The following is a 24,108-nucleotide window of genomic DNA, read 5'->3' as shown; positions in this document are numbered from 1 at the left end:
TTACCATGGCGCCTGCGCGGCGTCCCCGACGAAGGCCTGTGCTGCGACGAAGGCGGTTGCGCAGGGCTAGATCGGATCGACGGAGGGACTGTCGTCGCGCGAGAGCATGGCGCGTTCGATGAAGTGCTGCAGCGGTTCCGAGGGCTCGCTGTCCGGCCGCAACAGGTAGGTGGTCATGCATGCCGACGGGTCCGACAGGGGCCGCGCAATGATCTCGGGATGGCGGCAGACCGAAATCTGCGCCGCCGTGGCGAGACCCAGTCCGTAGCCCGCAGCCACCAGCGTCAACATCAATTCCAGTGTCGCGACCCGCTCGGCAATCCGGGGCTGGATGGCGGCCGTGCGGAGCAGCCGTTTGATCTGCCGGTACGCGCCCTCGCAAGCTTCCGGGTGGCACTTGATCAGGGGATAGCGCAGCAGTTCATCCAGAGGGACCTGCCTGAAGGCCAGCAAAGGATGGCGCGTCGGAATGGCCACCAGGATGGGATCGGACCAGATCGCCTCGCACAGAATGCCCTCTCCAGCTTCGTCGGACTGCGCGAACCCGGCATCGAAAGTGTCGTCGCGCAACCCGCGCACTTGCGATGCGAGCGGCGTCTCGAACAGGCGGATCTCCACATCGGGCTCCTCTTCCCGGCACAGGGCCAGGAGTGCCGCGAGGCGTGTCTGCGCGATACCGTCCGACAGCGCGATGCGCAGCATGCCGCGATAGCCCGTGGCGGCGGCCCGGACGTTGGTTCGTGCCTGTTCCAGCACCGCGAACACGCGGCGGGCATCCTCCAGCAGCACCTGGCCCGCCCAGGTGAGCTGGGTGCCGCGCCGATTGCGTTCGAACAGCGTGGCGCCGAGGTCGGACTCCAGTTCCCGGATGGTGCGCGACAGCGGAGACTGCTCGATATGGAGCCGCACCGCCGCACGCGTGAAGTGCAGTTCCTCGGCCACTGCCACGAAACAGCGCAGGTGTCGCAGCTCCATCGCGCCACCTACGCGTACATGAGGCCGGGAGCTTGATTCACGCGAGCGGCTCCTCGGGCGCCGTGCCAGACAGCAGCGCCGTGATCGGCAAGGGTTGGAACAAGAGCTCGCGGCCGAGGACCTTCAGGCCGCCAGGACCGCTTTCGAGCAATCGGCGCTCTTCGCGCGCGACGAACAGTTCGGTGCGATAGCCATCGCATTCGGGAAGTCGCTGTAGCAGGTCGCGGATCGCGTCGCCCGCCCAGGGCGTTTCGCTGTCGAACTGACCCAGCAGCCGGCTATGCCGGGAAATCACGAGGCGGTAGGCATTCATGGCCGGACGCTCCCGGCCATAGCGTGGATGGCCATTTCCTCCCAGCCCAGGCGCCGGGTGCGGGTCAGTTGCTCGGCGGTTTCGCCGCAGGCGCGCTCGACGGCCTGAGGCATCTCTATGCCAAGCAGGCAATGGCCGGTCAGGCGCGCGGCGAAGTAGTCGCCGGCCCCTTTCACCACGCAGGGCACGCGGGGATGCTCGAAGAGGCGCGATACCCCCTCTCGCGTCTCCAGCAGCGTCTGGACGACGGCGCTTTCAGGATCATCCTGGACACTGGTCACCACCACCCATTGGGTGGGGCCGCGCAACAGCGCACGGGCAGCCTCGCGGCAATCCGCCAGACCCTGCAGCGTTCTGCCGGTGACCTGTTCCAGCTCGAACCGATTGGGGACGAGGCCGTGGGCTTCTGGAATCAGCAGCGTGCGCCAGGCCTCGGCCATGCCAGCCGCCGCATACACGCCTTGGTCGTAGTCGCCAATGACCGGATCCAGGTGCAGGCGCAGTTGCGGGTGGCGCTCGCGCATCGTCGACCACCAGGATGCGAGGATCCGTGCCTGCGACGGCGCGCCGAGGAAGCCGACCTGCACAACGCGAGCGCACGCGGGGATGCCGCGCGCCTCCAGGTCATCCAACCAGCCAGCGAACCACGCGTCGGGCACGGCACCGCCATGGACCGAGGGATAGTGCGGGGTGTTGCTGAGCAGCGCGGTCGGCACCGCGGTCGTAAGCAGCCCGCAGGCTTCCAACGCGGGAATCGCCGCGTTGTTGCCGACCCGCCCGTAGACCACCTGGGACTGGATGCTGATGACATCGATGGGCACAGGTTGGGTCACCGTCATTCAGGACGCCCCCCCGTGTCCTGCTGCCGGTCCAGCCACGCGCCGATCGTGCGGTGGGCCGCAGCCTTCAGCGTTGCCCCATGCCGCTCGGCATCCGCGCGCAGCGTGCGCGGATCGACGCCGGCCTGGCCCAGCTCGCAGCAATGGCCGACCAGCCAGCGTTCGATTCGGCTGGCATCGGCTTCCAGGTGGAACTGCAGACCCAGCACCCGGTTGCCGACCGCGTAGGCCTGCTGCACGCAGCTTTCGGTGCTCGCCAGCAGTTCACTGCCCTCAGGCAGCTCGAAGCGGTCGCCGTGCCAATGCAGCACCGGCACGCCGGCCAGCGGTGCCAGCACCGAGCGGCGGCCCGCATCCGTCAGCGTCAGCGCGCCGAAGCCGATCTCCTTGAAGCCCATGGGGGCGACGGCGGCGCCGAGCAGGCGCGCGATCAATTGCGCGCCCAAACAAATGCCGAGCAGCGGCCGGCCGCTGGCCAAGCGCCGTTCGAGCAGACGCAGTTCGTCGGCAAGAAAGGGATAGGCCCGCTCGTCGAAGGCGCCGATCGGCCCACCCAGTGCAATGAGAAGATCGCTTGCCGCGGCCTCCTCACCGGCCAGGTCGTCCGTCGCGGGGTCGAGGTAGCGCACGTCGAATCCACGCTCGCGCAGCAGCGGTTCGAGCGTGCCGAGGTCTTCGAAATGGATGTGGCGCAGGGCCAGGGCGGTCTTCATGCGGTCTGCTCCGATGCGGTCGATGTCGCAGCCCGATCGTCGTCGGGCCAGTAATGGCTGTCCGGCGTCGCGCGAGCGCCAAAGATGGCCTGGCCGACGCGCACGACGGTGGCGCCTTCCTCGATGGCCAGCTCGAAGTCGCCGGACATCCCCATCGACAGTTCGTCCATGCCGATGCCCGCCGGCGCCTCCTGGCGCAGCCGATCACGCAGTTCGCGCAACAGCACGAAGCAGGGACGGACCCGCGCCGGATCGGCCGACAGCAGCGCCAGTGTCATCAGGCCTCGCACGCGCAGGGTGGAGAAGCCCGGCAGCGCCCGGACGAAGCCGGCCACCTCGGAAGGCGGCAAGCCGAACTTGCTGGCCTCGCCCGAGGTGTTGACCTGCACGAACACATCCAGTGCGCGCCCTTCGGCTTGCAGGCGACGGTCCAGCGCCTCCGCCACACGCAGGCTGTCCAGGGCCTGGAACTCGCTGGCGAAGCGTGCCACGACCTTGGCCTTGTTGGTCTGCAGGTGGCCGATGACCGACCAGCGCAGGTCGGCGAGATCCACCATCGCTTCGGCCTTGCGCTGCGCCTCCTGCACCTTGTTCTCACCCAGGTCGCGGCAGCCGGCGGCGTAAGCCAGACGGATGCGCTCCTCCGGCACGGTCTTGCTGACCGGCAGCAGGCGCACATCGGACGGATCGCGTCCCGCGCGGGAGCAGGCATCGGCGATGCGCCGATGCACCGCCGCCAGATTGCGCCGAAAGTCCTCGACGCTGTGTGCGGTGGGCCAGGGATGCGTCTGCGCGTTCATGGACAAGGGGTTCTCCGTGCTGCTAACATTGTCATAGGACAAAATATACATTGTCACGGGACAAACGGGAATGGCAGAAAAGACCGCATCGGACATCTTCGAGCGCATTCGCCGCGAAGCACATGCGGGCCGGCTTGCCGCGGGCCAGACCCTGCCGTCCGTGCGCGAGATGGCCGATCAACTGGGCGTCAACCGCAACACGGTCGCCGCCGCGTACCGGAAGCTGGTGGCCGCAGGCATTGCCGAGACGCTGGGGCGCAACGGGACGGTGATCCGGCCAGCGGCGCGTCTCGGTGAGCAGGAGGGCCTGCAGCCCGGCTCGGCGCTGGCGGATGTGGCCAGCGGCAATCCGGACCCGGCCTGGCTGCCCGATCCATTGCAGGCGCTGGCAGCCAGCGGCTACCGGCCCGCGCTGTATGGCCAGCCTGTACTCGACCCAGCACTCGAACGGCTGGCGCGGCAGTGGTTCGGAGCGGATCTCCGGGAGGGTGACGGTCTGGTGCTGGCGCATGGTGCGGTCGATGCGATCGAGCGTCTGTTGGCTGCCTACCTCGTCGCCGGCGACAAGGTGGCGGTGGAGGACCCGTGCTTCCTCGGCAGCCTCAACATCCTGCACAGCACGGGCCTGGCAGCGGTGCCCGTGGCCATGGATGCGCACGGCATGCGCCCGCAGGCGCTGGAAGCGGCGCTGGCCAATGGCGCCCAGGCGGTGCTGTGCACACCAAGGGCGCAAAACCCCACCGGCTGCGGCCTGAGCGAGCAGCGCGCCCGCGAACTGCGCCGCGTGCTCGCCCGCCATCCGCACGTGCTGGTGATCGAGGACGACCACTTCGCCTTGCTGGCCGAGACGCCGTACTTCTCTATCGCGCCCGCGGCCACCACGCGGCGGGCGCTGGTGCGCTCCGTGTCCAAGGGCTTCGGCCCGGACCTGCGGCTGGCCTTCATCGCTACCGATGCGGGGACCGCCGCAAGGCTCGGCATGCGACTGGCTCCCGGCACGACCTGGGTCAGCCACCTGCTGCAGGCGGCCGTGCGCGGCCTGCTCGGATCCGACGCGGCCACGGCGCGCCTGCATGCGGCCAAGACCGCCTACGCCATGCGTCGCAAGGCCCTGATCGATGCACTCGGCGCCGTGGGCATCGCCGCCAGGCAGCCCTGCGACGGGTTCAATGTGTGGATTCCGTTGCCGGAAGACCGTGACGTTCACCGCACCGCGCAAAGCCTCGCACGCTGCGGCTGGGCCGTGCGAACCGGCGATGCCTTCGCGATCGCGCCCGCGGCCCCCGCGCTGCGAGTCACGGTCTCGACGCTCGAACCCGGGGACGCGGCGCGCTTTGCCGCGCAACTGCGCGACTGTCTGGGGCGTGTATGAAGCCAGTCTGCATGGCATCGTGCCTGTCCTCTCGCGGGTCCGTCTGCGTACCGGTCCATGGCGCGCTACGGCGCCTGCAAGGCGGAGGCGACGCGAGCGGGCCACGGGCGCCGTTCCAACAAGCCGGTCTCCCGTTCCCGCAGCGTCCGGCCGACCTGGCTCGCCTCGGTCACGGACGCGCGAAAGTCCCGGATCAGTTGTCGCGTCACCGGCCCCACGGGCCATTCGGTGGTCGCCGCATCCTCGACCAGCGCCACCACCGGCTGCAGTTCGACCGAGGTGCCGGCGGTGAATACCTCGGAGGCGGCGCGCAGTTCGTCCAGCGTCACGGTCCGCTCCTCGACCCGCAGCCCGCGCTGGCGCGCCAGTCCCATCACGTGCCGCTTGGTGATGCCGTCGAGGAAGCAGGTCGGCAATGGGGTCACCAGCACCCCGTCATGGACCATCAACAGGTTGGTTGCCGTGGTCTCGGCGACCCGGCCTTCGCTGTCGAGCAGCAGTGCGTCGTCGCAGCCCGCCGCTGCGGCGGCATGGCGCGCAAGGGTACCGATCATGTACAGCCCCGAGCACTTGGCCGCGGTGGGTGCGGTGTCAGGACGGGGACGCCGCCAACTCGCCAGCTGCAGCCGGATGCCTTCCTCGGCGCGGCCCTGGGACGCCGCCGTGGGCCAGTCCCAGGCCGCGATCGCCACGTGGATGCGGGCGCGCGGCGAAGCGATGGAAACACTCTCCGCGCCGCGCCAGGCCACCGGGCGGATGTAGGCGTCGTCGAGCTGGTTGGCCCACAGCACCGCCTCGATGGCCTGTGTCAGTTCGCCTTGCGACCACGGCAGGTGGTAGTCCAGCAGCGCGGCGGACTGCTGGAAGCGTTCCAGGTGAGGCGCATTGAGGAAGACATGACCGCCATAGGCGCGCATGCCCTCGAAGACGGCCCCGCCCATATGCAGCGCATGCGTGAGCACGTGCAGGCGTGCTTCGCGCCAGGGCAGCAGCTCGCCATCGAGCCAGATCAGGCCATCGCGATCGTCAAGGGAATTGAGCATGGTGCGCACCGCTGTACAGGTTGTCGATGGCGTCAGTGTGCGGCCGGTTCGCCGTCGGCACGAGTGAGCAAATCTCAGACGATGCTGAGTTTTGGTCCTCGTGTCGGCGAGCGTGGAGACGACGATTTCCGGTTTAATGAGTCCATGAACGACCAATGACTTCCAGGAGGGTGAATCCCCCATGCGCATCCCTGTCCCGTTGAATGCCTTGCGCGCCTTCGAGGCTGCGGCGCGCCATCTCTCGATCAAGGACGCGGCCCTGGAACTGGCGGTCACCCCCTCGGCGGTCAGCCACCAGTTGCGCACGCTGGAGGACATGCTCGGCGTCGAACTGCTGCGCCGCATCGGTACGCGGCTGGAATTGACCAGCGCCGGCCGCCGGCTGGCACCTAGCCTCAACGAGGGTTTCGCCCTGATCGCCGAGGGCGTGAGCAGCTTGCGCGAGGAGCGGCGCGACGGGCCCCTGCGCGTGAACATGCTGCCTACCTTCGCGACCAACTGGCTGTCGCCCCGCCTGAGCCTGTATCCGTTCGAGCGGCGCGGCTTCTCGCTGGACATCTCCACCACGCAGGACGACGTGGATCTGGCCGCCGGCGTGGCCGATGCCGGCATCTGGTATGGCGACGGCCAGTGGGCCGGCCTGCAGGCCGACCTGTTGTTCGAGGCCACCATCGATCTGTACGCGCGCCCGGGCTTTGCCACCGGCTCGCGCCGGGAACGCCTCAAGCAGGTCGCGCGCGCCAACCTGTTCGTTTCGCGGCATTGCCTCACTTGGCAGCGCTGGATGGACAGCCTGCCCGGCGGGCCGTTCGAGCCGGCTGTCGTGACCCGCGTGGATTCGGGCGGCCTGACGATGCAGGCGGCCGCCGATGGGGCTGGCGTGTCGATCGCCGTCTGCGAACTGGCCGAGAGTGCCGTCCGGCTCGGACGCCTGGCCTCGGTCTTCGACCACCCCGTGAGCGCGGGTGTCGGCTTTTGGCTCGTCTATCCCGAGGCGCTATCCGAGGATCGACGGCTGGAGAACCTGCGCGGCTGGCTGCGCGAGCAATGTCAGTCGGAAAGCGGAACTCGGAACCCAGAAGCGCGGACAGCATAGACACGTATGAATACCGCATATCCGAAAGACCAGAAAGCACCGCCGGATGACGATGTGACGCTTCGACGGCTCGTTGCCCATGAAGCCGTTGCGCTTGCCTCCCTGCTGGCCGCCTATGGCGACGAGATGCGCCACGGGCAAGGCGCCGGGGCGAATGCACTGGCTCATGCCAATGCCTTGATCGCCGATCCGATCGCGGAAGTGCTGGGTGGCTTTCTCGGCGACGAACTCGTCGCCTTCGCAGTGTTCTTCGATCTGCCCGAGGCGATCTCCGGAGGGCGGTCGGGCCAGCTCGACGACCTGTACGTCCTGCCCGCCGCGCGCGGAAAACGACTCGCTCAGCGGCTCATCGCGGCCATCGCCGATACCGGTCGATCACGCGCCTGGATCCATCTGCGCTGGCTGGTCCCCGAGGACAACCCCGATGCCATCCGGGCCTACGCGCGCTTCGCCGAACCCGCCGGCTGGAAGAGCTACGTGCTTTGGCTGGCCGGTAGCGAGCGGTGGTGAAGCCATGAATAACCTGCAGCAGGTCGATTGGTCGCGTCTTCCGCAGCCGGAGGATGATGGCGGCGCCCGCCACCTCGCGGGCATGCGCCTGCCCACGCTTGAACTGGCATCGACGGATGGTGGCCGTGTCGACCCTTCGCGCCTGCGCGGACGCACGGTGCTTTATCTCTTCCCGATGACGGGCCGGCCGGATATCGCACTGCCTCCAGGCTGGGACGAGATTCCAGGAGCACGGGGCTGCACCCCGCAATCCTGTGCCTTCAGGGATCATTTCGCCGAACTGAAGTCCTTGGGCGTCGCCCAATTGTTCGGCGTGTCGACGCAGGACACCGCGTACCAATGCGAGGCGGTGGCGCGCCTCCACCTGCCTTTCCCGTTGCTGTCCGACAACCGCCTTTCATTCGCAACCGCGCTCGGTCTGCCGGTCTTCGAGGTGCAAGGCCTGACGCTGCTCAAGCGGCTGACCCTGATTGCGCACGATGGCGTGATCGAGCATGTGTTCTATCCGGTGTTCCCGCCGGACCGGAATGCCGACGATGTCATCGAGTGGCTCAAAGGCCATCATGCCAATCAATCCGGCAAACCATGAATATCGGATCGTTCGGCGGTTCCTGGAGTGAATTTCCCGACATGCAAGACATTGCCAGCTTCCACCGCTGGGTTCACCCGGTGAACAGGGCCGAGCGCTATCTGGTGCTGCCCGACGGATGCCGAGACGTACTGTGCATCCGCCATGCGGATGGCTTGGTTCAGATCGTGTCAACCGGGTTTGATGTTCGGCCTCGGCTGGTCGATCTGCTCCCCGGCACCACGATCACAGGCTATAGGTTGCGCCCGGGCGCGGGCGTGAGCGCGCCTGCCATGCAGGCGATTGCCGCAGACCATGATCGAATCGGGGAAATTCTCGACGAGCAGTGCGAAGCCTGGACGCATCTGGACGAGGCCATCCTGGCGCTCAGTTTTCCGGGTGCAACGGTTGGCGCCGCCTGCCGCAGCATTGGCATTTCCATCCGAACGATGCAAAGAGTCTTTCTGGGCAGAAGACTCCCACCGCCGGACTACTGGCGGCTCTTGGGACGAGCGCGCCGGGCAACCGGACTGCTTTCGTCGGGTGAACCTCTTGCCGAAATAGCCAGCATATGTGGCTTCAGTGACCAAGCCCACATGACCCGCGAACTTGTCCGCTGGTTCGGCCATTCTCCGGCGCAGTTGCGCAGGCAAGCCGACGTCCTTGAGCGCCTGCGTCAACCCGGGCTGGGCAACTGGGCGGGCGAACAAATCTCCACCAGATAACCGTTGATATCGGTGACGTAACACGTCGTCTGCCCCCAAGGTTCACTTCTAACCTCCTGCACAGCTTGTGCGCCGGCGGCTACGGCACGCGTATAGGCCGCATATACGTCTTCCGTTTCAAAGGCGATCTCGAATACCGGGGTTTCGGGTGCGGGCTTGCCGGGTGTCTTGCCCAGAGTTCGCATCAATTTGACGGAAGAAAAAGCCAGCTTGGTTGCCCCCGTGACGAGTTCACCATAGTCCCCCGACTCGTGCAGAAAACCCCGCTCCATGGCAAAAGCACGTTCGTAAAAGGCCAGCGAGGCGGCCACGTCTTCGACGTAGAGAATCGTGTATCTGAAAATCATCTCAGCTCTCCAAGTTAGATGGAGAAATGGATTCTGGGCCAGGCTTCATCCCCTGTATTGAATGATCGCGACAGGTGCATGTCAGTGAGCACCCCACGATCACGTTCAGTCAAGCCGCAGAATCGCTACTGATGTGATCTTGATCGGCCAGCGCTTCCGCTTCAGTCGTGGTGAATGGGCCTCATCCACAGTCATGCCGTACCTCTCGCTGCCCGAGGATCGTCCGCAGGTCGATGCTTCAGTGCGCCGAGTGGGTGGGTTGGTGGCTCGCCGGTACGCAACCAGTCCAGCGCCAGGGGCCACAGCGCCTCGCGGAAGCGCTCGTGGAAGAAGGCGAAATGGCCGATTTCGGCCTGCTCGATGGCCGCGGGAGCCAAGCGCAGGTGATGGCGCTCGCTGCCGGTGTAGTAATCCAGCAGGCGGTCCAGCGCCGGTACCGTGCCGAATGGATCGTCCTCGATGCCCAGCGCCAGGATCGGTGCGCGCACCTGGCCGAAGCGCCGTGCCAGCATTTCGGCTTCGGGCTCACCTTCCAGTGTCTCCCGGCCTCGGCGCACCGTGCCCTCGAAGCGGGGACCCATGCGTGCCCAGTCCAGTGCCACGCCCTTGGGCGTGTCCTCCATCCATCCCAGGCGCTTGGCTGGCACGTAGCCAAGCACCCGCGCCAGCAGCGGCATGGCCACGTGCCAGCGCAGGAACATGGCGCGGCGTGCGGCGGGCGCATAGTCGCGCCAGTAGGCGTACTGCGCCCCCATGGTGAAGATGCGCCGCACGCGGTGTGCGGACGCGGCCAGCCCGATCACGAAGCCCCCAGCGGAGTGGCCGACCACGTCGATCGGCTGGCCGGGGAATCGCCAGGCGAGGTACTGCAGCACACCCTCGAAATCGTGCTGCCCCCAGTCGATCCAGTCGGCCTGCAGCCGACGCAGCCCACGGTGTCGCGATTCGCCGATGCCGCGGTAGTCGTAGGTCACCACGTCCCATCCGTGGCTGTGGAGCCAGTCGGCAAAGCGCCCGTAGTACCGGCAGCGCACCGAGGTGGCAGCGTTGATGACCGCGACCGGATGCGGGCGTCGTGGATCGCAGGGGCGGCGCCAGGCGAATCCACCCAGTGCATAGCCGTCGGCGGCGCGAATGTCGATGGGCTCAGTCATTCACAGCGAGACCCTGGACCAGCAGCACCACGGCCTGCGCGCCGGCCATGCGATCCTGGGCAATGCGTTGGTACTCGTCCGATTCCGCCCAGTCATGGAAGGCGGCTTCGTCGGGAAAGGACATGAGCACGAGCTTCTGGTGCGGCCAGGTGCCTTCGATGGTGCGAGGCTGCTCGTCCGCGGCCAGCAGACGTCCCCGGTGGTGGCGGAACACCTCCATGAAGCGGGCCTGGTAGCGGTCGTAGGCGGTCCGGTCGTGGATGGTGAGTTGAGCAATGGCGAAAACGGTCATGACGCAGGCTCCTCGTCGCGACGGCGATCCGGTTTGGCGGCCGAGGCCGATTCGATGCGGTCGCCCTGTGTGCTGGGGCTGGAGAACACCAGAAAATTCACGTCCTCGTCGCCACCATTGGCGGCAATGTGGCGAGTGCCGGCCGGGACATGTACGCCTTGACCGGCTTCCAGCAACACGTCCTGGTCGGGCGTGCTCAGGCGCAGGTGGCCACCGAGCACGTAGAAGAACTGGTGAGCCCTGGCGTGCCAGTGGGGTGCCTCGGCGCCGCCTGCGGGCATCCATTCCTGCCGCACCTGCATGTGTTGCAGTTCCAGCAGTCGCCAGCCCAGGCAGACCCCACCCCAGTCATAGCGGTTGCCGTCGTCGGGCCGGACGGCGCGCAGCAGCGCCGTCATGACGTGCCCTCCTCGGCGGGGACGCCGTGCAGGGCCTCGCCTTGGACCTGCCGTCCATTCTCGAAACGCATGATCTCGCACATGCGCGTGCGCTTGCCGCCAGCCTGCGCCACGTAATGGACGACGACGGTCTGCGCCTCGACGTCGCAGATGGCCGAGATGAGTTCGAACCGCAGGTCCGGCCTGTCGGCGAGCGCGGCCAGCCAGTAGCGGCGCAGCGCGTCCTTGCCTTGTACCCGCGTGCCACCGGTATAGGGCTGGGCCAGCGCGCTCACGAACAGTGCGTCGTCGGCGTAGGCGACCAACACCGCCGGCACGTCGCGCCGGTTCCAGTCATCGATCCAGGCCAGCGCATGGGCCCGGAGTTGATCATGAGAGAGTGTCGTCATGGCATCACATCCAGAAGAGAAGAACGGTCAGGGCAGCCAGGGTCGCCATGGCACGATTGACCACGCGAGCGACGGTGCGGTCGCGCAGCCAGGGCCGCAGGCCGGCGCCGAAGGCGGCCCAGACCAGCATGCAGGGCAGTCCGATGGCGGCGAACACCAGGCTGACCACCAGCAGGCGCAGTGCGTAGCCTTCGCCCGGCGGCAGGAAGGTGGACACCACCGTCACCGAGATCAGCCAGGCCTTCGGATTGACGAACTGGAAGGCCAGCGCCTGCATGAAGCCGATGGGCCGGCCGGCCTCGGTCTCCTCCAGTTCGGCCGCGCGCCACAGTCGCGCGGCCAGCCAGAGCAGGTAGAGGCTGCCCACGACCTTCAATGCGACCTGCAGGCGCGGTTCGAGGGCGAACACCGCGCCGAGGCCGGCGCCGGTGATCCCGAGCTGCACCATCACGCCCGCAGGGATGCCCAGCAGGTGCGGCCAGGTTCGGCCCAGGCCGAAGAGCAGGCCCGAGGACATCAGCATCACGTTGTTGGGGCCGGGCGTGATCGACATGACGAAGGCGTAGACGATCAGCGCCACGAGGGCGGTATGTTCCATGGGAGTTCGCTGGGACGGGGAGTACCGGGGCGTTGAGGGAAAGACGAGGCCCGTCCGCGAATTGATTCTGGGCCGGGCATGGCGTCGGCTCCAGCGAGAAATTTTCAGTCCCACCTGAGATATTCGCGCTTGGCCGCAAGCGTCATCGCGCAGCAGACTTCGCAGGTACTGCCCGGCGCTGCCGAATCGATGACGGCCCGGCACTTCGGGCGGTTCCTCGCAGGAGAACCCATGTCTTCCGATTTCATTCGATGCGCGTCGCACCCAGACGGCTATGCCGAGTTGGTCATCGACCGGCCGGCAGCCCGCAACGCCCTGTGCCGCTCACTGACCGATGCGATGGCCGCGCACCTCGACAGGCTGGCGGCCGACGCCGCCGTGCGGGTGGTCCTGCTGCGTGCCGAAGGCGAACACTTCGCGGCCGGTGCCGATCTCAAGGAAATGCTGGGCATCAGCGCGGAGCAGGCGCGGGCCACTGACTTCGCCGGTTGCTGCGCGCCGCTGGGCACGTTCCCCAAGCCCGTGGTGGCGCTGGTGCAGGGCTTCGCGCTCGGCGGCGGCTGCGAACTGGTCGAGATGTGCGACATCGTGCTGGCGGCCGAGAACGCCGTGTTCGGCCACCCGGAGGTTCGCGTCGGCACCATGCCCGGTGCGGGCGGCACGCAGCGCCTGCCGCGCCTGCTCGGCATGGCCAAGGCGATGGACCTGCTGCTGACCGGGCGCCGCATGGACGCCCGCGAGGCCGAACGCAGCGGGCTGGTCTCGCGCATCGTGCCCCCCGATCACCTGCTCGAAGAGGGCCGCCGGCTCGCCGCCGACATGGCGTCGCTGTCGGGCGAGGTGCTGGTCCTGATCAAGCAGGCCGCGCGTGCCAGCGCCAGCCTGCCCATGGACGAAGGACTGCGCCGCGAGCGGGCCGCCTTCCACCACACCCTTTCGCTGCCCGACCACGAGGAAGGCATGCGTGCATTCCTGGAGAAGCGGCCACCTCGATTCAACCCCCTCTCCACTGCAAAGGAACCTTAGAACGATGACCCAAGCCGCCCCATCCTTGCCGCTCGATCCCCAGGTCGAGCGAATCGTCCGCGACAGCTTCGCCCGCCAGGGCCTGATGCACCACCTGGGCGCCGAACTGCACGAGGTTGCGCGCGGGCGGGTCAGCATCCGGTTGCCGTTCCGCGAAACCCTCACCCAGCAGCATGGCTACTTCCATGCCGGCGGCACCAGCGCCATCGCCGACTCGGCCGGTGGCTACGCGGGCTTCACGCTGTTTCCACCGGACAGCTCCGTGCTGACCGTCGAGTTCAAGATCAACCTGCTCGCCCCCGCGCAGGGCGACTACCTCGAAGCGGTCGGCACGGTGGTGCGCTCCGGACGCACCCTGACCATCTGCCAACTCGAAGTCTTCGGCGTCACCGAGCAGGGACGGGCCCAGGTGGCGCTCGGCCAGCAAACCCTGATCTGCCTGCAGGGCAAGCAGGATCGATGACGTTTCCGGTGTCCGCGCAAGGATGCGCTCGGCGGCCAGTGCCGCCATTCATGAAGGAGAACCCATGACCCCAACCTCGACCCAAACCCTCGGGACCCTCGACACAACCCGCTGGCTGCGCGGACAGTCCAACGCGACCAAGGTGCTGGCGGTGCTGTTCGGCACCCTCGTGCTCACCGCGTCGTCCCACGTCAGCGTGCCTATGGTGCCGGTGCCAATGACCATGCAGACGCTGGCCGTCACGCTGGTCGGCGCACTGTACGGCTGGCGCCTGGGTGGCCTGACGATCCTCGTCTGGCTGGCCCAGGGCGCGCTCGGCTTGCCGGTGTTCGCCGGCGGCACGGGAGGTCTGGCGCGCTTCCTGGGACCGACGGGTGGCTACCTGCTGGCTTTTCCCGTGGCCGGCGCGCTGACCGGCTGGCTGGTCGAACGCGGCTGGCATGGCGGGCGCGTCGTGTTGGCCTTCGCGGCGATGCTGATCGGCAACGCCCTGTGCCTGCTGCTCGGCGGCGCCTGGCTGGCCGCGATGGTTGGCGTGCAGAAAGCGATCGCCGTGGGCGTGGCCCCCTTCGTCCTCGGCGGCGCGCTCAAGTCGGTGCTTGGTGCAGCGCTGCTCAAGGCCATCGACAGCGGTACCCGCAAAGCGGCGCACCGATGACGCGCGTTCCGGGTCGGCCCGGTACATCACGATGAACGCCCTCGATGCGGAGCAGGCGCGGCGCTTTGCGCTGGCGTGGCTGCCCGCCTGGACCGGCAACGATCCTCAGCGGCTGGCTGCCTTCTATTCCGAGGATGCCTTCTATCTCGACCCTGCCGTACCCCAAGGGCTGCGGGGAAAGCCCGCGTTGCTGGGCTATTTCGAGCGCCTATTGGCGCGCAATCCGGCGTGGGTCTGGACGCAGGTCGAGGGCATCCCCATGCAGGATGGCTTCCTCAACAAATGGTGTGCCGACATCCCGGTCGGTGGCGAGGTGTTGACCGTGGTCGGCGTATGCCTGGTACAACTGGACCATGCGGGCAAGATTCGCCGCAACGAAGTGTATTTCGACTGCAGCGAGTGGATGACCAGGATGGGAGCGGCATCGAAGCGGGATCGGGACGGAGGGCCATGAGCGAGCAGCAGGCAGGGAGCGTTTGGTGGACAAGGATCTACGTCTTCGTGGTGGAGCCGGTGCTCCTGGTGTCGGGCCTGACGCTGGTGCTTGCGTTGCTGTCGTCCCTGCGCGCGGACCCTGGCCCCGCCAGACTGGCTGCCGCCGTCTTCCTCGTCACCTCCGTCATGGGGCTCATGGTCCTGGTCCGACAGTATGGACGCCGCCTGCGCTGGCGAGGTAGGCACATGCCCTTGCCCCGCTTCCCGGCGACGCTGCGCATTCCCATCGCGCGCGCCGCGTGGTGGGAAGTGCTGTTCATGGGCATGGGGATCGTGTTCCCTCTGCTGGTCGTCGTGCTGCGGCCCCTCGTCAAGGACATCCACGAGACGGACCCTGTCGTGCTCGCTCTTGCGCTGGGCGGCGTCATCCTGGCCGTGGCGCTCACACGGGCGATCGTGCGAACACTCGTGCGGCGGTTGCGTCGCCTCGACCCACCCGCCGACCTCGTGGCCGATGCCCTCGGCCTCACGCGCGAAGGCCCCCAGCGGGTCTTCGTTCCCTGGCAGGCAATACAGTCCATCGAACATGCGAAGTTCCGAATCTGGAACTCGCACCTGCACCTACTGGCGCTGAAAGTCGATGATCCGCATCGATATGGCCTGAACACCGGCCGCTTCCAACGGCTGATGCTCAGGGGCACCACCGACGAACGCGGCATGAACGTCGGGCTCGTCAACCTGAGCGGCTACATGCCTTCGCCATCGGACAGCGTGCGCGCGCTCCGCGACTACTGGGCCTCGGCGAGGCCATGACGGCGGCCACGGACCGCCGTGCCGGCGGCGTCGGCGGCCCCCACTGAACGAGCGTCCGGCCTGTCCGGCGACGCCACCAGATCGAGCGCCGACAGCAGCGCATCGCCCTCGACCGGACCGTGCAGCAGCAGCGATTTCCCCGTCAGGCCGTCGTCAAGCCGCACGGTGGGCGTGGCGTTGATGCCGCTACGCACAGCCTCGTGGGCCTGCGCGCGAACGATGGCTGTGGGGCGGTCGCTGTCCAGGCAGGTCCGCATGGCGGTCGTCAGACCCGGCCAGGCCTGATCGGTCGGCAGCCCCTGGCCATCGCCGCGGGTGTTCTGGTAGAGCCAGGCGATGGCACTGAAGAAGGCCTCGTGGCCTTGCGCTTCGCCTGCGCACTCGGCCACGCCGGCCAGCCGACTCGCCTCGGGATCGTGCATCGCCAGCGGCAGGTGATGCCACCGCAGGCTGGCCTCGGGGTGGGCATCGATCCAGGCCATCAGAGTCGGGTAGTAGGCCTTGCAGAACGGACACTCCAGGTCGGCGTACAGCGTCAGCGTGAAGCGCGCATCGGCGGGGCCGTGGCGCCAGGGTGGGCCGGCCGGATGCGCCTGCGCGACCTCAGGCCCCGTGCGCGGTGTCGGCGCACCGGGAGTGCGGTACAGGAGCCAGCCCAGCAGGCCGGCTACAAGGATGCCAGCGACCACCCAGGACAGCCGTGGGAGGCGCCCGGCGCGCTTGCGAATGGCCTGGGATCGGCTCGGCAAGGTGGTTCGCTTCGAGGACATCACGCGCTCCGGTTATTTCGGCAGGAACAGCGGAGGCGATGCGATGCCACGCGCCTGGTCGATCTTTTCGGCCACCTTGAAGGCGGCATCCAGTTCGCCGATGCCGTACTGGCGCATGAGCTGGTAGCGTTCGGCCTTCTCTTCCGGTTCGGTCTGCGCAAGGGCCAGATAGAGGCTGGGCGGCACGGCGCGGAACAGCACTTCCATCGACTTGGACAGGATGACGCCCTCGCTGAACTTGCCCGCCTCCTTGCGCGCGGACAGCATCAGCGCCTTCTGCGCGGGTGAAAGTTCGCGGAACCGGGCGATCTTCTCCACCTCGTCGGGCGGCATCGACAGGCAGATCCACCACTCGATCATGTTGAGCATGGGCTCGGCGGCCTTGGGCAGGTCGTCGATGTTCTGCGTCGCCAGCCAGTACCACGCACCGAGCTTGCGCCACATCTTGGTGATCTTGACCACGTAGGGCGCGAGCAGCGGGTTCTTGGTGATGATGTGGCCTTCGTCGGTGACGTTGATGATCGGCCGGCCCAGGAACTGGTCGCGCTCGGCGATGTTGTTCACAGTGTTGATCAGCGAGATGTAGGCAATGGAGAGCTGCGCGTTGTAGCCCTCGCGCGCGAAGGTGGCCAGGTCCACGATGGTGATGTCCGCCTCGGGCCAGGGCGTGCCCGGACGGTCGAACATCTCGCCGTCTGCGCCCTGGCAGAGCATGTCCATCGCATCGGCCATCTCCAGCAGCCGCGCGCGCCGGGCATCCGGCAGGTTGGCGTCGCGGGCGCGTTCGCGCAGCGCGTCGCGCACGTCGCGGGTCAGCACCGTGCGCGCCTGTGCCACGCAGCGCTGGGCGGCGCCCAGGATGCACTGGCGAATCAGGCTGCGGTCGGCGCGCGTCATGCGCGCTTCCTCCTTGTCCTCGCCGCCGGTGATCATCAGCCGGGCGGTGATTTCGAGTTCGCCGAGCACGTCCCGCTGGTCATCCCCGTCGTCGGCCTGATGGGTGTCGCCGTCCTCGTCCAGAGCGTCGGCATCCAGCGTCTGCACCTGGCCCGGTGTATCGACCAGTCGCCAGGCATCGGCGAATGGCGCCAGGCTCACGCCCGCGCCGGGTGCCAGCTTCACGCGATGCACGCTCAGGCCCAGCCGAGCGGCGAAGTCACCGAACAGGCCAAAGCTGTTGCCGGCCTCGACGATGAACAACCTGGGCCGGTAGATCGCCGTGACCTGGTTGAGGATGTTGTTCAGCGTGGCGCTCTTGCCGGAACCGGTGGGACCGAAGAGGAACAGGTGGGCGTTCATCTGCCGGTCGAGCCGGTTCAGTGGGTCGAAGGTGATCGTGCCGCCGCCCCGGTTGAAGAAGGTAATGCCCGGATGGCCGGTGCCCTGGCTGCGCCCCCACACCGGCGCCAGATTGGCCGCGTGCTGCGCGAACATCAGTTGCGTGTACCACTGCCGCTTGTCCGCCGCCGGGTCGAACAGACAAGGCAGCCAGCGGAGGTAGGTGTTGAGCGGCGCCACCTCATCCTCTTCGCGCACCGGCTGCAAGCCCGCATTGAGCATGACGTTGACCAGTTGCAGGCCGCGGGCGTCGAGCTGCGCCATGTCGCGGCCGCGCAGGTAGAACGCCAGCGTACCCCGGTACAGCTTGTGCGCACTGCCGATGAGGCCGCGGGCCTGCTGCACGTCTTGGCGCGCCTGCTCGCTGGCGAGCGTCTCGCCGACCGCCTTGCGGGCCAGGTGGTTGAGGTGCGCCTCCAGCACGTCCTGCGGCGTGGCGACCAGGGTCAGGCACATCACCGTGTCCTCGGGCATCTGGTCGAACAGCGCGTTCATCGCATCGCCGCCCTTGCGCGTCTCGCCGGTCACGTGTCCGGTCGCGGGCGGCGAGCGCAGACGATCCATGACGATGGCCCGGTGCGGCATGCCGTCGAAGAACCACAGGCCGCGGGCGACATCCGAGCGCGGCTGGCCGAAGAACAGGCGTTGCGCGAAGTCGCCGCTGGCCAGTTCGATCTCGCCCTCTTCCTGTTCCTCCGGGTAGCGGGCGAGCGCGTAGAAGCGTTCCCGGTCTTCGGCCGTGCTGCCCAGCGCGCCGGGATTCGGGTTGAACCAGCGCAGCAGCCAGTCGTGAATGTCCGCCGCGCCAAGGCGCCGGGCCTTGACACCGGCATTCGCCAGGCCGCCGACCAGGCGGTCGCAAATCGTCGCCAGGGCCTGCTCGGGCGATTGCCCCCGCCGGGCCGATGCTGCGTCCGGGGTGCGCCGATAAACCACCATGCGCACGCGCCGGGTCTGGCCGCGCCACGGCAGGCGAGTGACCGTGGTGTCCTCGAACAGGCCGCCCGGCTTGGCGATCGCGCGCAGGTGGTGACCGAAGAAGCGCAGATAGAACTCACTGAACGCGCTGCCCTGCGCGCGTGGATGCAGGTACGCCCCCAGCGTGCGCAGGTAGTGGTCCCAATAGGCTTCGTCCTGCGCATAGAGCTGCACCACCCACGGGTTCTCGTCCAGTTCGTCGAAGGAGTCCTGCAGCGCGTTCTCCAGGGCATCGCGGGCCTGCCACAGCCAGGCGGTCTCGCGCCCTTCGGTACCGATCGGCTGCAACTCGAAGAACGCCGCCACCGATTGGCCATCTTCGAGCAGCATGCACCTCGTGGCTGGCAGGTACTCGACCCAGGGCAGCAGGTCGGCGAAGGACGGCGCCACGTCGTAGAGCGCCACGTGGTCGGCCTGCGTCGCGGGTCGCCGATGATGCCGCCCAGGGGCGGCTCCAGGTGCCTCAATGCCGTGCGCGGCAAGGCGGGCGACATGTCGCGTCCAGGCGTCCGGCTCGGTGTCGGCCTGGCCTGGCCTGGGGGCCGGACGACGCGGCCACGGCAGTCGCCAGCCCATCAGTAGTCCTCCAGCCGCTCGCCGGGCATCGCGTACTGCACGCGCTGGTAGAGCGGGAAGACGGTGCTGTAGCCGGGCACCGGTACCGGGTCGGTACCGGCCAGGTGCGGAAAGACGTACATGACCAGATCGGGGTTTGGCAGTCGATGGAACTGTCGCTGGATCTCGTTCGCTGCGGTGCGGGTGTAGGCCGCGTTCCGGGCGGGCGCCGCGAGGGTGTCAGCGTCGGTCAGCGGACGGCGCAGGTCCTGGCGTGCGTCGAGCAGCAGGCGGCCGGCCTGGCCGCCGCTATAGCCGCCAGTCTCGTGCTGCCAGATGTCCAGCATGGTGTGCTCGCCCCGGGGCAGCAGCTTTTCCGAGCTGGTGGCACAACCCGCGAGAACGGCGGCGGCGAGCAGGACAAGGGGACGGTCAATCCAGGTCCGACGCATGTGCTTCTCCCATGAGGTGATTCACCCGGCGCCCCTTGGCGTCGTGGTCGATGGCGATCGGCTGCTCCAGGTGCACGGCCACCCTGGCGCCGGGCTGCACGTAGACCGCAGCGAAGGCCTGGCCGTAGAGCTTGTTGACCCAGTCGGCCATGTCGCGCACGCCACCGGCCAGGATGCGGCCCATGGCCTCGTTGCCCGAAATGCCGACCGTGCCCAGCGAACCGTTGTTGTTGGCGACCACGGCCACGCTGCCGTTGTCGGACTTGATGAGCGAGGCGGCGCCCGCGCCGGCCGCGGTGATCAACGCCTGCGATCCCAGGTACTGCTGGGCATTGCTGCGGCGCTCGCCCGAGACGCACGGGATGCCGTAGGGATCGCTGATCCAGCCCAGGCCATCCAGCAGACTGGTGCTGTTCTGGCTTCGACTGCGCTTGCCGTCGTCTTCCGGCACCGTGCGGATGGTGCCGTCGCTGAACACGAAGGTGATGGAACGGACCTGCCCACGCACGCACGAGAGCGTCCAGTCGCCCGAGGCCGTACCGCTCACCACCGCACCGGCCACGTCGGGAATCTCGATGCCGTTGGCCGCCAGGTTGTCGGCCCCGATCAGCACCTTGAAGGGAAACGGGTCGTTGACGGTGCCGTCGATGGGAATGCGACCGATCAGCGCGGTCATGGCGACCGAGCCCATCAGCGTGGCATTGGCGGGCACCGTATAGACCGCCTGGGCGGTGCCGCCAACGGCTTGCGCAGTCCTGTCGCTGACGGCCTCCGCCGCAGCCGACAGCTCCGGCGAGGCCGGGCCGAAGCTGGAGGGAAAGGCGGGCAAGCGCAGGCTGCTCGAACCGCCCTTCGGATCGGGCCGGGCGTCAGCCGGTTCGATCCAGCGCATGCTGCCATCCTTGAGCGGTCCGCCGTCATGCCCGTCCAGCCCAAGGCCGATCGGCAGGTCGGCGACATCGCCCTTGCCGGACAGTCCGTCCAGGCGGCGCTGCAATTCCTGCATCAGCCCTTGCGTGTGCTGCCGGTCGCTGGCGGCCTGGGTTCGCTCCTGTTCCAGGCGGCGACGTTCGCTGTCGAGGGCGTTCTGGATGCGCTGGTCGATCGCACCCTCGCGGGTACGCAGGCGCTCGTTCTCGGCCTTGTGCTGGCGGTTGTCGCTCAGCGCGGTCTGCAGCTCGGTGCGGAGCTGCTTGACCTGCGCGACCAGGGTGGCGACGGTATCGCGCGGGGTGTCGCCCGCGATGCCGAGCGCCTTCATTTCCTCGGGAGTGAGCTGCCCCGGGACATCCTGCTTGCCAGGTGCAGCGTCACTGCCTGAGAACAGCCTGGCACCGACGAACACCAGCAACAATGCCATCGGAATCAGCAGCCACTTCAACAGGGGATTACTCCTCATCTGACGTCCTCCCCGCAGCGGCGGCCGGCGGCAAGTTCGTGCCGGCATCGATGGGGCCGAGCACCGGCATCAGGGACTCGGCCAGGCCACGGCCGCGCGTGACCAGATAGACCACCGTGGTGTCGGTCGAAGCGCCCGCAGGCCCCAGGTCGGGATGCTGGAAGGTCGCGGCCACGAAGTCGCCTTGCAGCGCCCTTGGGTCGAGATCGATACGGTGAGGCGAGGTGTTGGTCAGGCGCACGGCGGTGACCCACTGGTCTTCGAGTCGCCAGGCCGCCAGTGCCCGCGCCTTGAGCGGCAGCGTTGGCAGCAGTGTGTCCAGCGCGAGCGGGCGCCGCAGCGGCACGCGCCCGATGCCGGCCACGGGCTCGACGGTGCGCAGCGGTGCGTAAAGGTTCTGCGCCGCGTAGCGCGTCAGGACAACGGTTATCGGCGTCTGCCGACGCCTGCCGGGTTGCGCTGCTTGGGTCGGACCGGCGGCAGTGTCACCGCTGGCATCCTCGGCGGCGTCCTGCAGGACGATGCGTACAGGCTCCAGCGGCGGCTCGCCTTCCCCGGCGTCCGTGGCTGCGATGTCGACCAGCACGATGGCGCCGGATTCCACGTCCTGCAGCTGCAGCCGCGTCGGCGCGATGGCCTCGCTGGCGCGCAGGTAGATGGCGCCGCCCGCGCTCTGCACGCGCAGCCGCTCGCCCAGGCTCGGGGGCAGGCCGACGCGCACGTTGCGGTCGATGAAGACCACGCGTTCCTGCCCGACGACCAGCGGGACGGCCAGCGGCAACCGCTGCCAGCGCAGGATCTCGATGGCATGGCTGTCCGGCACCAAGCCGAAGCCAAGGGCCAGGCTCGCCACGATGGTGAAGACGTGGTGTTTCATGGGTTGCTTCCCTGCGAAAGGCCGCCGTCGGGCGTGCCGGACGGAGGCACTGCCGGCGACGGTGCCTCAATCCGCTGCGGCGCGCCGTCATAGCAGTCCAGCGCAAGGCCGAAGGGGTTGTGCTGGGGATCGACGTCCAGCCGCACCACCTTCAGCGGATAGCGCACCAGGGCCCGCTTGACCTGCTCGGCGCCGTAGTACTCGTCAGCGCTGACGTCGAGCGTGACGATCCAGTCGCGGCTTGAAACCGTCTTCACCCGCATCGTGGGGTTGTCGCCGAAGCCGCGCCCCGGAATCTCGTAGATGCCACGCACCCGCTGGCGCAGTTCACCACTGCTGCGCCGGTGCTCGTAGTCCTGGCGCAGGAAGGCCTGGCAGGCCGGTGTGAAATAGGCCGACAGCGCGTGGAGGTTGCGCGGGTAGTCCTGTTCGCCATCCGTCGGCCAGCGCTGGACCTGCTGCCAGACGTAGAAGGCGAACGCATAGACATTCTCGGGCGGCACATCCCACCAGGCGCGGGTGCTGCCCGAGCGCAGATCGGGGGGCACGTGGATCGTCAGTTGCCTCGGCGCACTCCACCAGCCGAAACCGAGCAGCAGCGCCACCACGAACAACGCACCGGCGCCCAGGCGCAGCGTGCGCACATGGGCCTGCAGGTGATGGACTTCGTTCCTGAAACGGCTCATGAGGCGGCTGCTCCGCGTGAGCGCCGGGTGGTCCAGTAACCCGACCGCGTGATGAGACGGTGCCCACCGAGCCAGGACGCTGCCAGCGGATGGCGCAGCGCCAGGCGCCACTGCAGTTGCCGGTACAGCCAGGTGTCCGGGCGGCCGCGCTTCTGCCGGCGCAGGAATCCGCCACCCCCGAACACGCCAGCCGCCACGCCGGCCACGACCAGGGTCGGCACCATGGCGACGCTGTGCGTGGCCCAGGCCAGCGGCACGCCGGCGATGAACCCCGCCACCGCGGACAGGCCGGCGCAGATCCAGAGTTCGTCGGCGGTCAGGCCCCTCACCACCACGGGCTGCCGGTTCAGCCTGTGCGGCAGGAAGGTGACCAGCCCGTCGCGCGCGATATCGTTCAAGGCAGCCATCGCCGCTCAGAGCACGCCGGTGGCCTTGGTCAGCAGCCAGATGCCGACCACCAGCAGGATCGCACCCACGGCCACGGTGAGACCGAACTGGCCCCAGGTGGCGCGGCCGGTATGGATCTCCGAGTAGCGCGTGTAGGCGTGGTAGCACACACCGACGAACATCGAGGCGACCACCAGCAGCGCGACCAGCAGCACGATGTCGTAGCCGTAGTTCTGCAGCGTCTGCATGATGCCGCTGCCCTGGCCGCGCGAGGGGTCCTCGATGGTCGGCAGGCCCTGCGCCCGGGCCGCCAATGGCAAGCCCATCAGCATCAATGGCGCGAGGATGGTGGTGGCAATGCGATGGGGAATCGGATGGGTCTTCATGGCGGTCGGGCCTTTCGTGGTGGTCAGGACAGGAGGAAATAGGTCAGCACCAGGTACATCGCGACGAAGCGCACGACGACACCCAGGAACTGACGCTGGGACAGGCGCTGCTCGGCCCAGCCGGTGTAGGCGGTACGCATGGCCCACACGCCCCACAGGAGCAGGACGGCGAACACCAGACCGAGCACCACCGTGGCCACGGCGGCGGGGGCGAAGCCGCCGTTGGCCTGGAAGGCGCTGACCTGGGCGGCGTTCATTGGGGTGCCTCCTGGTCGGAGGGCGGGCTGGACTGGCGGTAGTCACCGGACAGCTCGACCGAATCGCGCGGCTGGGCGCGCGGCGGCGTCAGGTAGTCCTGGATACCGGCCCGAACGCGCTGGAGGTCCTCGCGCAGGCGGGCATGGTCGAAGTGGTAGCGGGCGCGCTCCTGCGGAGCGGTATGGGCGGCGTGCTCGGCGAGGCGGTCGATCAGATCGAGCTGGCGCGCGAGGGTCGCCAACTGCGCATGCTCTGGGGAGGCATCGCCCGCTGACGCGGGCGTGGCATTGGTCAGCGCGACGGCTAGGACTAGGGCCAATGCCGGCGCGCCGCGGCAGTCGGTCGTTGGTTTGCCTGTGGTCGTCATCACGCCATTCCGCAGTCGTCTGGATGGCGGAATGCTGCGGTGGTCGGCTGGAACCTGCCGCAAACAATCGGAATCGGCAGGGTGCCGGATTTACGTTCGTGGTTGGCGTGGCGCGGTTGGGGTGCGGG

General features: G+C 68.0%; 32 protein-coding genes. 10 read left to right on the top strand and 22 right to left on the bottom strand.

Annotated elements, in window-relative coordinates:
* Nucleotides 1-66: 66 nt before the first annotated feature.
* The 5 genes from OU419_RS06775 to OU419_RS06755 are packed head-to-tail and all read right to left on the bottom strand — an operon-like array spanning nt 67 to nt 3,640.
* Nucleotides 67-975 carry a LysR family transcriptional regulator gene (locus OU419_RS06775; protein WP_024889574.1) on the bottom strand — a complete coding sequence of 303 codons (909 nt, stop codon included), beginning with the start codon at nt 973-975 and terminating at the stop codon, nt 67-69.
* Between the two features lie 37 nt (nt 976-1,012).
* A complete protein-coding gene (locus OU419_RS06770; RefSeq protein WP_024889575.1) occupies nt 1,013-1,288 on the bottom strand; it encodes a hypothetical protein in 276 nt (91 codons plus the stop codon).
* Nucleotides 1,285-2,127 (bottom strand): PfkB family carbohydrate kinase, encoded by an 843-nt coding sequence (locus OU419_RS06765; RefSeq protein WP_024889576.1) that lies wholly within the window; start codon nt 2,125-2,127, stop codon nt 1,285-1,287. Before OU419_RS06765 ends, OU419_RS06770 begins: the two co-directional genes overlap by 4 nt.
* Entirely contained in the window at nt 2,124-2,840 is a 717-nt protein-coding gene (locus tag OU419_RS06760) for a glutamine amidotransferase (protein WP_024889577.1), read from the bottom strand. Before OU419_RS06760 ends, OU419_RS06765 begins: the two co-directional genes overlap by 4 nt.
* Nucleotides 2,837-3,640, bottom strand: coding sequence for a YggS family pyridoxal phosphate-dependent enzyme (locus OU419_RS06755; protein ID WP_021205431.1), 804 nt, complete (start codon nt 3,638-3,640; stop codon nt 2,837-2,839). The genes OU419_RS06760 and OU419_RS06755 overlap by 4 nt, the downstream gene beginning before the upstream one ends.
* A 70-nt stretch (nt 3,641-3,710) precedes the next feature.
* Between OU419_RS06755 and ptsJ the strand changes: the two genes are divergently transcribed.
* The gene (gene ptsJ / locus OU419_RS06750) at nt 3,711-5,012 is read left to right on the top strand and encodes a MocR-like B6 salvage transcription factor PtsJ (RefSeq protein ID WP_024889579.1); all 1,302 of its coding nucleotides are present in this window, start codon (nt 3,711-3,713) and stop codon (nt 5,010-5,012) included.
* 65 nt (nt 5,013-5,077) lie between these two features.
* Here the strand turns inward: ptsJ and ilvE are convergent, their stop codons facing one another.
* Nucleotides 5,078-6,055: a branched-chain-amino-acid transaminase gene (ilvE, locus tag OU419_RS06745; protein ID WP_009463302.1), complete on the bottom strand. Its 978-nt coding sequence runs from the start codon at nt 6,053-6,055 to the stop codon at nt 5,078-5,080.
* Between the two features lie 181 nt (nt 6,056-6,236).
* Here ilvE and OU419_RS06740 point away from each other — a divergent pair, with 181 nt between their 5' ends.
* From OU419_RS06740 to OU419_RS06725, 4 genes are read left to right on the top strand one after another with little or no spacing between them, the layout of a single operon-like run.
* The gene (locus tag OU419_RS06740) at nt 6,237-7,151 is read left to right on the top strand and encodes a LysR substrate-binding domain-containing protein (protein WP_024889580.1); all 915 of its coding nucleotides are present in this window, start codon (nt 6,237-6,239) and stop codon (nt 7,149-7,151) included.
* Nucleotides 7,152-7,157: 6 nt separating this feature from the next.
* Nucleotides 7,158-7,661, top strand: coding sequence for a GNAT family N-acetyltransferase (locus tag OU419_RS06735; protein ID WP_052151668.1), 504 nt, complete (start codon nt 7,158-7,160; stop codon nt 7,659-7,661).
* Between the two features lie 4 nt (nt 7,662-7,665).
* On the top strand, nt 7,666-8,250 hold the full coding sequence (locus tag OU419_RS06730) for a peroxiredoxin (protein WP_024889582.1): 585 nt from the start codon (nt 7,666-7,668) through the stop codon (nt 8,248-8,250).
* On the top strand, nt 8,247-8,954 hold the full coding sequence (locus OU419_RS06725; RefSeq protein ID WP_023008466.1) for an AraC family transcriptional regulator: 708 nt from the start codon (nt 8,247-8,249) through the stop codon (nt 8,952-8,954). Before OU419_RS06730 ends, OU419_RS06725 begins: the two co-directional genes overlap by 4 nt.
* On the opposite strand, the gene OU419_RS06720 is transcribed toward OU419_RS06725, so the two are convergent.
* From OU419_RS06720 to OU419_RS06695, 6 genes are all read right to left on the bottom strand, one after another.
* A complete protein-coding gene (locus tag OU419_RS06720; protein WP_024889583.1) occupies nt 8,906-9,301 on the bottom strand; it encodes a VOC family protein in 396 nt (131 codons plus the stop codon). The two genes, OU419_RS06725 and OU419_RS06720, sit on opposite strands and share 49 nt — an antisense overlap.
* Before the next feature lie 191 nt (nt 9,302-9,492).
* On the bottom strand, nt 9,493-10,455 hold the full coding sequence (locus OU419_RS06715; RefSeq protein WP_024889584.1) for an alpha/beta hydrolase family protein: 963 nt from the start codon (nt 10,453-10,455) through the stop codon (nt 9,493-9,495).
* On the bottom strand, nt 10,448-10,747 hold the full coding sequence (locus tag OU419_RS06710) for a DUF1330 domain-containing protein (protein WP_024889585.1): 300 nt from the start codon (nt 10,745-10,747) through the stop codon (nt 10,448-10,450). The genes OU419_RS06715 and OU419_RS06710 overlap by 8 nt, the downstream gene beginning before the upstream one ends.
* The gene (locus OU419_RS06705; protein WP_043689299.1) at nt 10,744-11,145 is read right to left on the bottom strand and encodes a cupin domain-containing protein; all 402 of its coding nucleotides are present in this window, start codon (nt 11,143-11,145) and stop codon (nt 10,744-10,746) included. The genes OU419_RS06710 and OU419_RS06705 overlap by 4 nt, the downstream gene beginning before the upstream one ends.
* Nucleotides 11,142-11,534 carry a nuclear transport factor 2 family protein gene (locus OU419_RS06700; protein WP_024889587.1) on the bottom strand — a complete coding sequence of 131 codons (393 nt, stop codon included), beginning with the start codon at nt 11,532-11,534 and terminating at the stop codon, nt 11,142-11,144. The genes OU419_RS06705 and OU419_RS06700 overlap by 4 nt, the downstream gene beginning before the upstream one ends.
* A gap of 4 nt (nt 11,535-11,538) precedes the next feature.
* Nucleotides 11,539-12,132, bottom strand: coding sequence for a LysE family translocator (locus OU419_RS06695; protein ID WP_024889588.1), 594 nt, complete (start codon nt 12,130-12,132; stop codon nt 11,539-11,541).
* A gap of 231 nt (nt 12,133-12,363) precedes the next feature.
* On the opposite strand from OU419_RS06695, the gene OU419_RS06690 reads away from it, so the two are divergent.
* From OU419_RS06690 to OU419_RS06670, 5 genes are all read left to right on the top strand, one after another.
* Nucleotides 12,364-13,158 carry an enoyl-CoA hydratase/isomerase family protein gene (locus OU419_RS06690; RefSeq protein WP_024889589.1) on the top strand — a complete coding sequence of 265 codons (795 nt, stop codon included), beginning with the start codon at nt 12,364-12,366 and terminating at the stop codon, nt 13,156-13,158.
* Nucleotides 13,159-13,162: 4 nt separating this feature from the next.
* A complete protein-coding gene (locus tag OU419_RS06685; RefSeq protein ID WP_024889590.1) occupies nt 13,163-13,621 on the top strand; it encodes a PaaI family thioesterase in 459 nt (152 codons plus the stop codon).
* A 64-nt stretch (nt 13,622-13,685) separates the two neighbouring features.
* Nucleotides 13,686-14,279, top strand: a complete 594-nt coding sequence (locus tag OU419_RS06680) for a biotin transporter BioY (RefSeq protein ID WP_024889591.1) — start codon at nt 13,686-13,688, stop codon at nt 14,277-14,279.
* Between the two features lie 31 nt (nt 14,280-14,310).
* Nucleotides 14,311-14,733 (top strand): nuclear transport factor 2 family protein, encoded by a 423-nt coding sequence (locus tag OU419_RS06675; protein WP_024889592.1) that lies wholly within the window; start codon nt 14,311-14,313, stop codon nt 14,731-14,733.
* On the top strand, nt 14,730-15,527 hold the full coding sequence (locus OU419_RS06670; protein ID WP_024889593.1) for a hypothetical protein: 798 nt from the start codon (nt 14,730-14,732) through the stop codon (nt 15,525-15,527). The genes OU419_RS06675 and OU419_RS06670 overlap by 4 nt, the downstream gene beginning before the upstream one ends.
* Here OU419_RS06670 and OU419_RS06665 read toward each other — a convergent pair.
* The 10 genes from OU419_RS06665 to OU419_RS06620 are packed head-to-tail and all read right to left on the bottom strand — an operon-like array spanning nt 15,503 to nt 23,980.
* Entirely contained in the window at nt 15,503-16,297 is a 795-nt protein-coding gene (locus tag OU419_RS06665) for a DsbA family protein (protein WP_024889594.1), read from the bottom strand. The two genes, OU419_RS06670 and OU419_RS06665, sit on opposite strands and share 25 nt — an antisense overlap.
* 12 nt (nt 16,298-16,309) lie before the next feature.
* Complete coding sequence (locus tag OU419_RS06660) at nt 16,310-19,189, bottom strand: conjugative transfer ATPase (protein ID WP_254471748.1); 2,880 nt, start codon at nt 19,187-19,189, stop codon at nt 16,310-16,312.
* Nucleotides 19,189-19,620, bottom strand: a complete 432-nt coding sequence (locus OU419_RS06655) for a TIGR03751 family conjugal transfer lipoprotein (RefSeq protein WP_024889596.1) — start codon at nt 19,618-19,620, stop codon at nt 19,189-19,191. The genes OU419_RS06660 and OU419_RS06655 overlap by 1 nt, the downstream gene beginning before the upstream one ends.
* A complete protein-coding gene (locus tag OU419_RS06650) occupies nt 19,601-21,019 on the bottom strand; it encodes a TIGR03752 family integrating conjugative element protein (protein WP_024889597.1) in 1,419 nt (472 codons plus the stop codon). The genes OU419_RS06655 and OU419_RS06650 overlap by 20 nt, the downstream gene beginning before the upstream one ends.
* Nucleotides 21,009-21,896 carry a TIGR03749 family integrating conjugative element protein gene (locus tag OU419_RS06645; RefSeq protein ID WP_024889598.1) on the bottom strand — a complete coding sequence of 296 codons (888 nt, stop codon included), beginning with the start codon at nt 21,894-21,896 and terminating at the stop codon, nt 21,009-21,011. Before OU419_RS06645 ends, OU419_RS06650 begins: the two co-directional genes overlap by 11 nt.
* The gene (locus tag OU419_RS06640) at nt 21,893-22,582 is read right to left on the bottom strand and encodes a PFL_4703 family integrating conjugative element protein (RefSeq protein ID WP_024889599.1); all 690 of its coding nucleotides are present in this window, start codon (nt 22,580-22,582) and stop codon (nt 21,893-21,895) included. The genes OU419_RS06645 and OU419_RS06640 overlap by 4 nt, the downstream gene beginning before the upstream one ends.
* Nucleotides 22,579-22,989, bottom strand: a complete 411-nt coding sequence (locus OU419_RS06635) for a TIGR03750 family conjugal transfer protein (protein ID WP_024889600.1) — start codon at nt 22,987-22,989, stop codon at nt 22,579-22,581. The genes OU419_RS06640 and OU419_RS06635 overlap by 4 nt, the downstream gene beginning before the upstream one ends.
* 6 nt (nt 22,990-22,995) lie before the next feature.
* Complete coding sequence (locus tag OU419_RS06630; RefSeq protein WP_024889601.1) at nt 22,996-23,355, bottom strand: TIGR03745 family integrating conjugative element membrane protein; 360 nt, start codon at nt 23,353-23,355, stop codon at nt 22,996-22,998.
* Nucleotides 23,356-23,378: 23 nt separating this feature from the next.
* The gene (locus tag OU419_RS06625) at nt 23,379-23,612 is read right to left on the bottom strand and encodes a TIGR03758 family integrating conjugative element protein (protein ID WP_009463356.1); all 234 of its coding nucleotides are present in this window, start codon (nt 23,610-23,612) and stop codon (nt 23,379-23,381) included.
* Nucleotides 23,609-23,980, bottom strand: coding sequence for an integrative conjugative element protein, RAQPRD family (locus OU419_RS06620; protein ID WP_024889602.1), 372 nt, complete (start codon nt 23,978-23,980; stop codon nt 23,609-23,611). The genes OU419_RS06625 and OU419_RS06620 overlap by 4 nt, the downstream gene beginning before the upstream one ends.
* Between the last annotated feature and the right edge of the window lie 128 nt (nt 23,981-24,108).

Source organism: Pseudomonas triclosanedens (genome assembly GCF_026686735.1).
GTDB classification, from domain to species: domain Bacteria; phylum Pseudomonadota; class Gammaproteobacteria; order Pseudomonadales; family Pseudomonadaceae; genus Pseudomonas; species Pseudomonas triclosanedens.
Note: the sequence above shows the minus strand (reverse complement) of the source record. Positions and strands in the feature narration are given on the sequence as shown.

Excerpts from the sequence above, each read along its gene's own strand:
- OU419_RS06775 (WP_024889574.1), bottom strand. The coding sequence starts at position 975 with ATGGAGCTGCGACACCTGCGCTGTTTCGTGGCAGTGGCCGAGGAACTG.
- OU419_RS06770 (WP_024889575.1), bottom strand. The coding sequence starts at position 1,288 with ATGAATGCCTACCGCCTCGTGATTTCCCGGCATAGCCGGCTGCTGGGT.
- OU419_RS06765 (WP_024889576.1), bottom strand. The coding sequence starts at position 2,127 with ATGACGGTGACCCAACCTGTGCCCATCGATGTCATCAGCATCCAGTCC.
- OU419_RS06760 (WP_024889577.1), bottom strand. The coding sequence starts at position 2,840 with ATGAAGACCGCCCTGGCCCTGCGCCACATCCATTTCGAAGACCTCGGC.
- OU419_RS06755 (WP_021205431.1), bottom strand. The coding sequence starts at position 3,640 with ATGAACGCGCAGACGCATCCCTGGCCCACCGCACACAGCGTCGAGGAC.
- ptsJ (WP_024889579.1), top strand. The coding sequence starts at position 3,711 with ATGGCAGAAAAGACCGCATCGGACATCTTCGAGCGCATTCGCCGCGAA.
- ilvE (WP_009463302.1), bottom strand. The coding sequence starts at position 6,055 with ATGCTCAATTCCCTTGACGATCGCGATGGCCTGATCTGGCTCGATGGC.
- OU419_RS06740 (WP_024889580.1), top strand. The coding sequence starts at position 6,237 with ATGCGCATCCCTGTCCCGTTGAATGCCTTGCGCGCCTTCGAGGCTGCG.
- OU419_RS06735 (WP_052151668.1), top strand. The coding sequence starts at position 7,158 with ATGAATACCGCATATCCGAAAGACCAGAAAGCACCGCCGGATGACGAT.
- OU419_RS06730 (WP_024889582.1), top strand. The coding sequence starts at position 7,666 with ATGAATAACCTGCAGCAGGTCGATTGGTCGCGTCTTCCGCAGCCGGAG.
- OU419_RS06725 (WP_023008466.1), top strand. The coding sequence starts at position 8,247 with ATGAATATCGGATCGTTCGGCGGTTCCTGGAGTGAATTTCCCGACATG.
- OU419_RS06720 (WP_024889583.1), bottom strand. The coding sequence starts at position 9,301 with ATGATTTTCAGATACACGATTCTCTACGTCGAAGACGTGGCCGCCTCG.
- OU419_RS06715 (WP_024889584.1), bottom strand. The coding sequence starts at position 10,455 with ATGACTGAGCCCATCGACATTCGCGCCGCCGACGGCTATGCACTGGGT.
- OU419_RS06710 (WP_024889585.1), bottom strand. The coding sequence starts at position 10,747 with ATGACCGTTTTCGCCATTGCTCAACTCACCATCCACGACCGGACCGCC.
- OU419_RS06705 (WP_043689299.1), bottom strand. The coding sequence starts at position 11,145 with ATGACGGCGCTGCTGCGCGCCGTCCGGCCCGACGACGGCAACCGCTAT.
- OU419_RS06700 (WP_024889587.1), bottom strand. The coding sequence starts at position 11,534 with ATGACGACACTCTCTCATGATCAACTCCGGGCCCATGCGCTGGCCTGG.
- OU419_RS06695 (WP_024889588.1), bottom strand. The coding sequence starts at position 12,132 with ATGGAACATACCGCCCTCGTGGCGCTGATCGTCTACGCCTTCGTCATG.
- OU419_RS06690 (WP_024889589.1), top strand. The coding sequence starts at position 12,364 with ATGTCTTCCGATTTCATTCGATGCGCGTCGCACCCAGACGGCTATGCC.
- OU419_RS06685 (WP_024889590.1), top strand. The coding sequence starts at position 13,163 with ATGACCCAAGCCGCCCCATCCTTGCCGCTCGATCCCCAGGTCGAGCGA.
- OU419_RS06680 (WP_024889591.1), top strand. The coding sequence starts at position 13,686 with ATGACCCCAACCTCGACCCAAACCCTCGGGACCCTCGACACAACCCGC.
- OU419_RS06675 (WP_024889592.1), top strand. The coding sequence starts at position 14,311 with ATGAACGCCCTCGATGCGGAGCAGGCGCGGCGCTTTGCGCTGGCGTGG.
- OU419_RS06670 (WP_024889593.1), top strand. The coding sequence starts at position 14,730 with ATGAGCGAGCAGCAGGCAGGGAGCGTTTGGTGGACAAGGATCTACGTC.
- OU419_RS06665 (WP_024889594.1), bottom strand. The coding sequence starts at position 16,297 with ATGTCCTCGAAGCGAACCACCTTGCCGAGCCGATCCCAGGCCATTCGC.
- OU419_RS06660 (WP_254471748.1), bottom strand. The coding sequence starts at position 19,189 with ATGGGCTGGCGACTGCCGTGGCCGCGTCGTCCGGCCCCCAGGCCAGGC.
- OU419_RS06655 (WP_024889596.1), bottom strand. The coding sequence starts at position 19,620 with ATGCGTCGGACCTGGATTGACCGTCCCCTTGTCCTGCTCGCCGCCGCC.
- OU419_RS06650 (WP_024889597.1), bottom strand. The coding sequence starts at position 21,019 with ATGAGGAGTAATCCCCTGTTGAAGTGGCTGCTGATTCCGATGGCATTG.
- OU419_RS06645 (WP_024889598.1), bottom strand. The coding sequence starts at position 21,896 with ATGAAACACCACGTCTTCACCATCGTGGCGAGCCTGGCCCTTGGCTTC.
- OU419_RS06640 (WP_024889599.1), bottom strand. The coding sequence starts at position 22,582 with ATGAGCCGTTTCAGGAACGAAGTCCATCACCTGCAGGCCCATGTGCGC.
- OU419_RS06635 (WP_024889600.1), bottom strand. The coding sequence starts at position 22,989 with ATGGCTGCCTTGAACGATATCGCGCGCGACGGGCTGGTCACCTTCCTG.
- OU419_RS06630 (WP_024889601.1), bottom strand. The coding sequence starts at position 23,355 with ATGAAGACCCATCCGATTCCCCATCGCATTGCCACCACCATCCTCGCG.
- OU419_RS06625 (WP_009463356.1), bottom strand. The coding sequence starts at position 23,612 with ATGAACGCCGCCCAGGTCAGCGCCTTCCAGGCCAACGGCGGCTTCGCC.
- OU419_RS06620 (WP_024889602.1), bottom strand. The coding sequence starts at position 23,980 with ATGACGACCACAGGCAAACCAACGACCGACTGCCGCGGCGCGCCGGCA.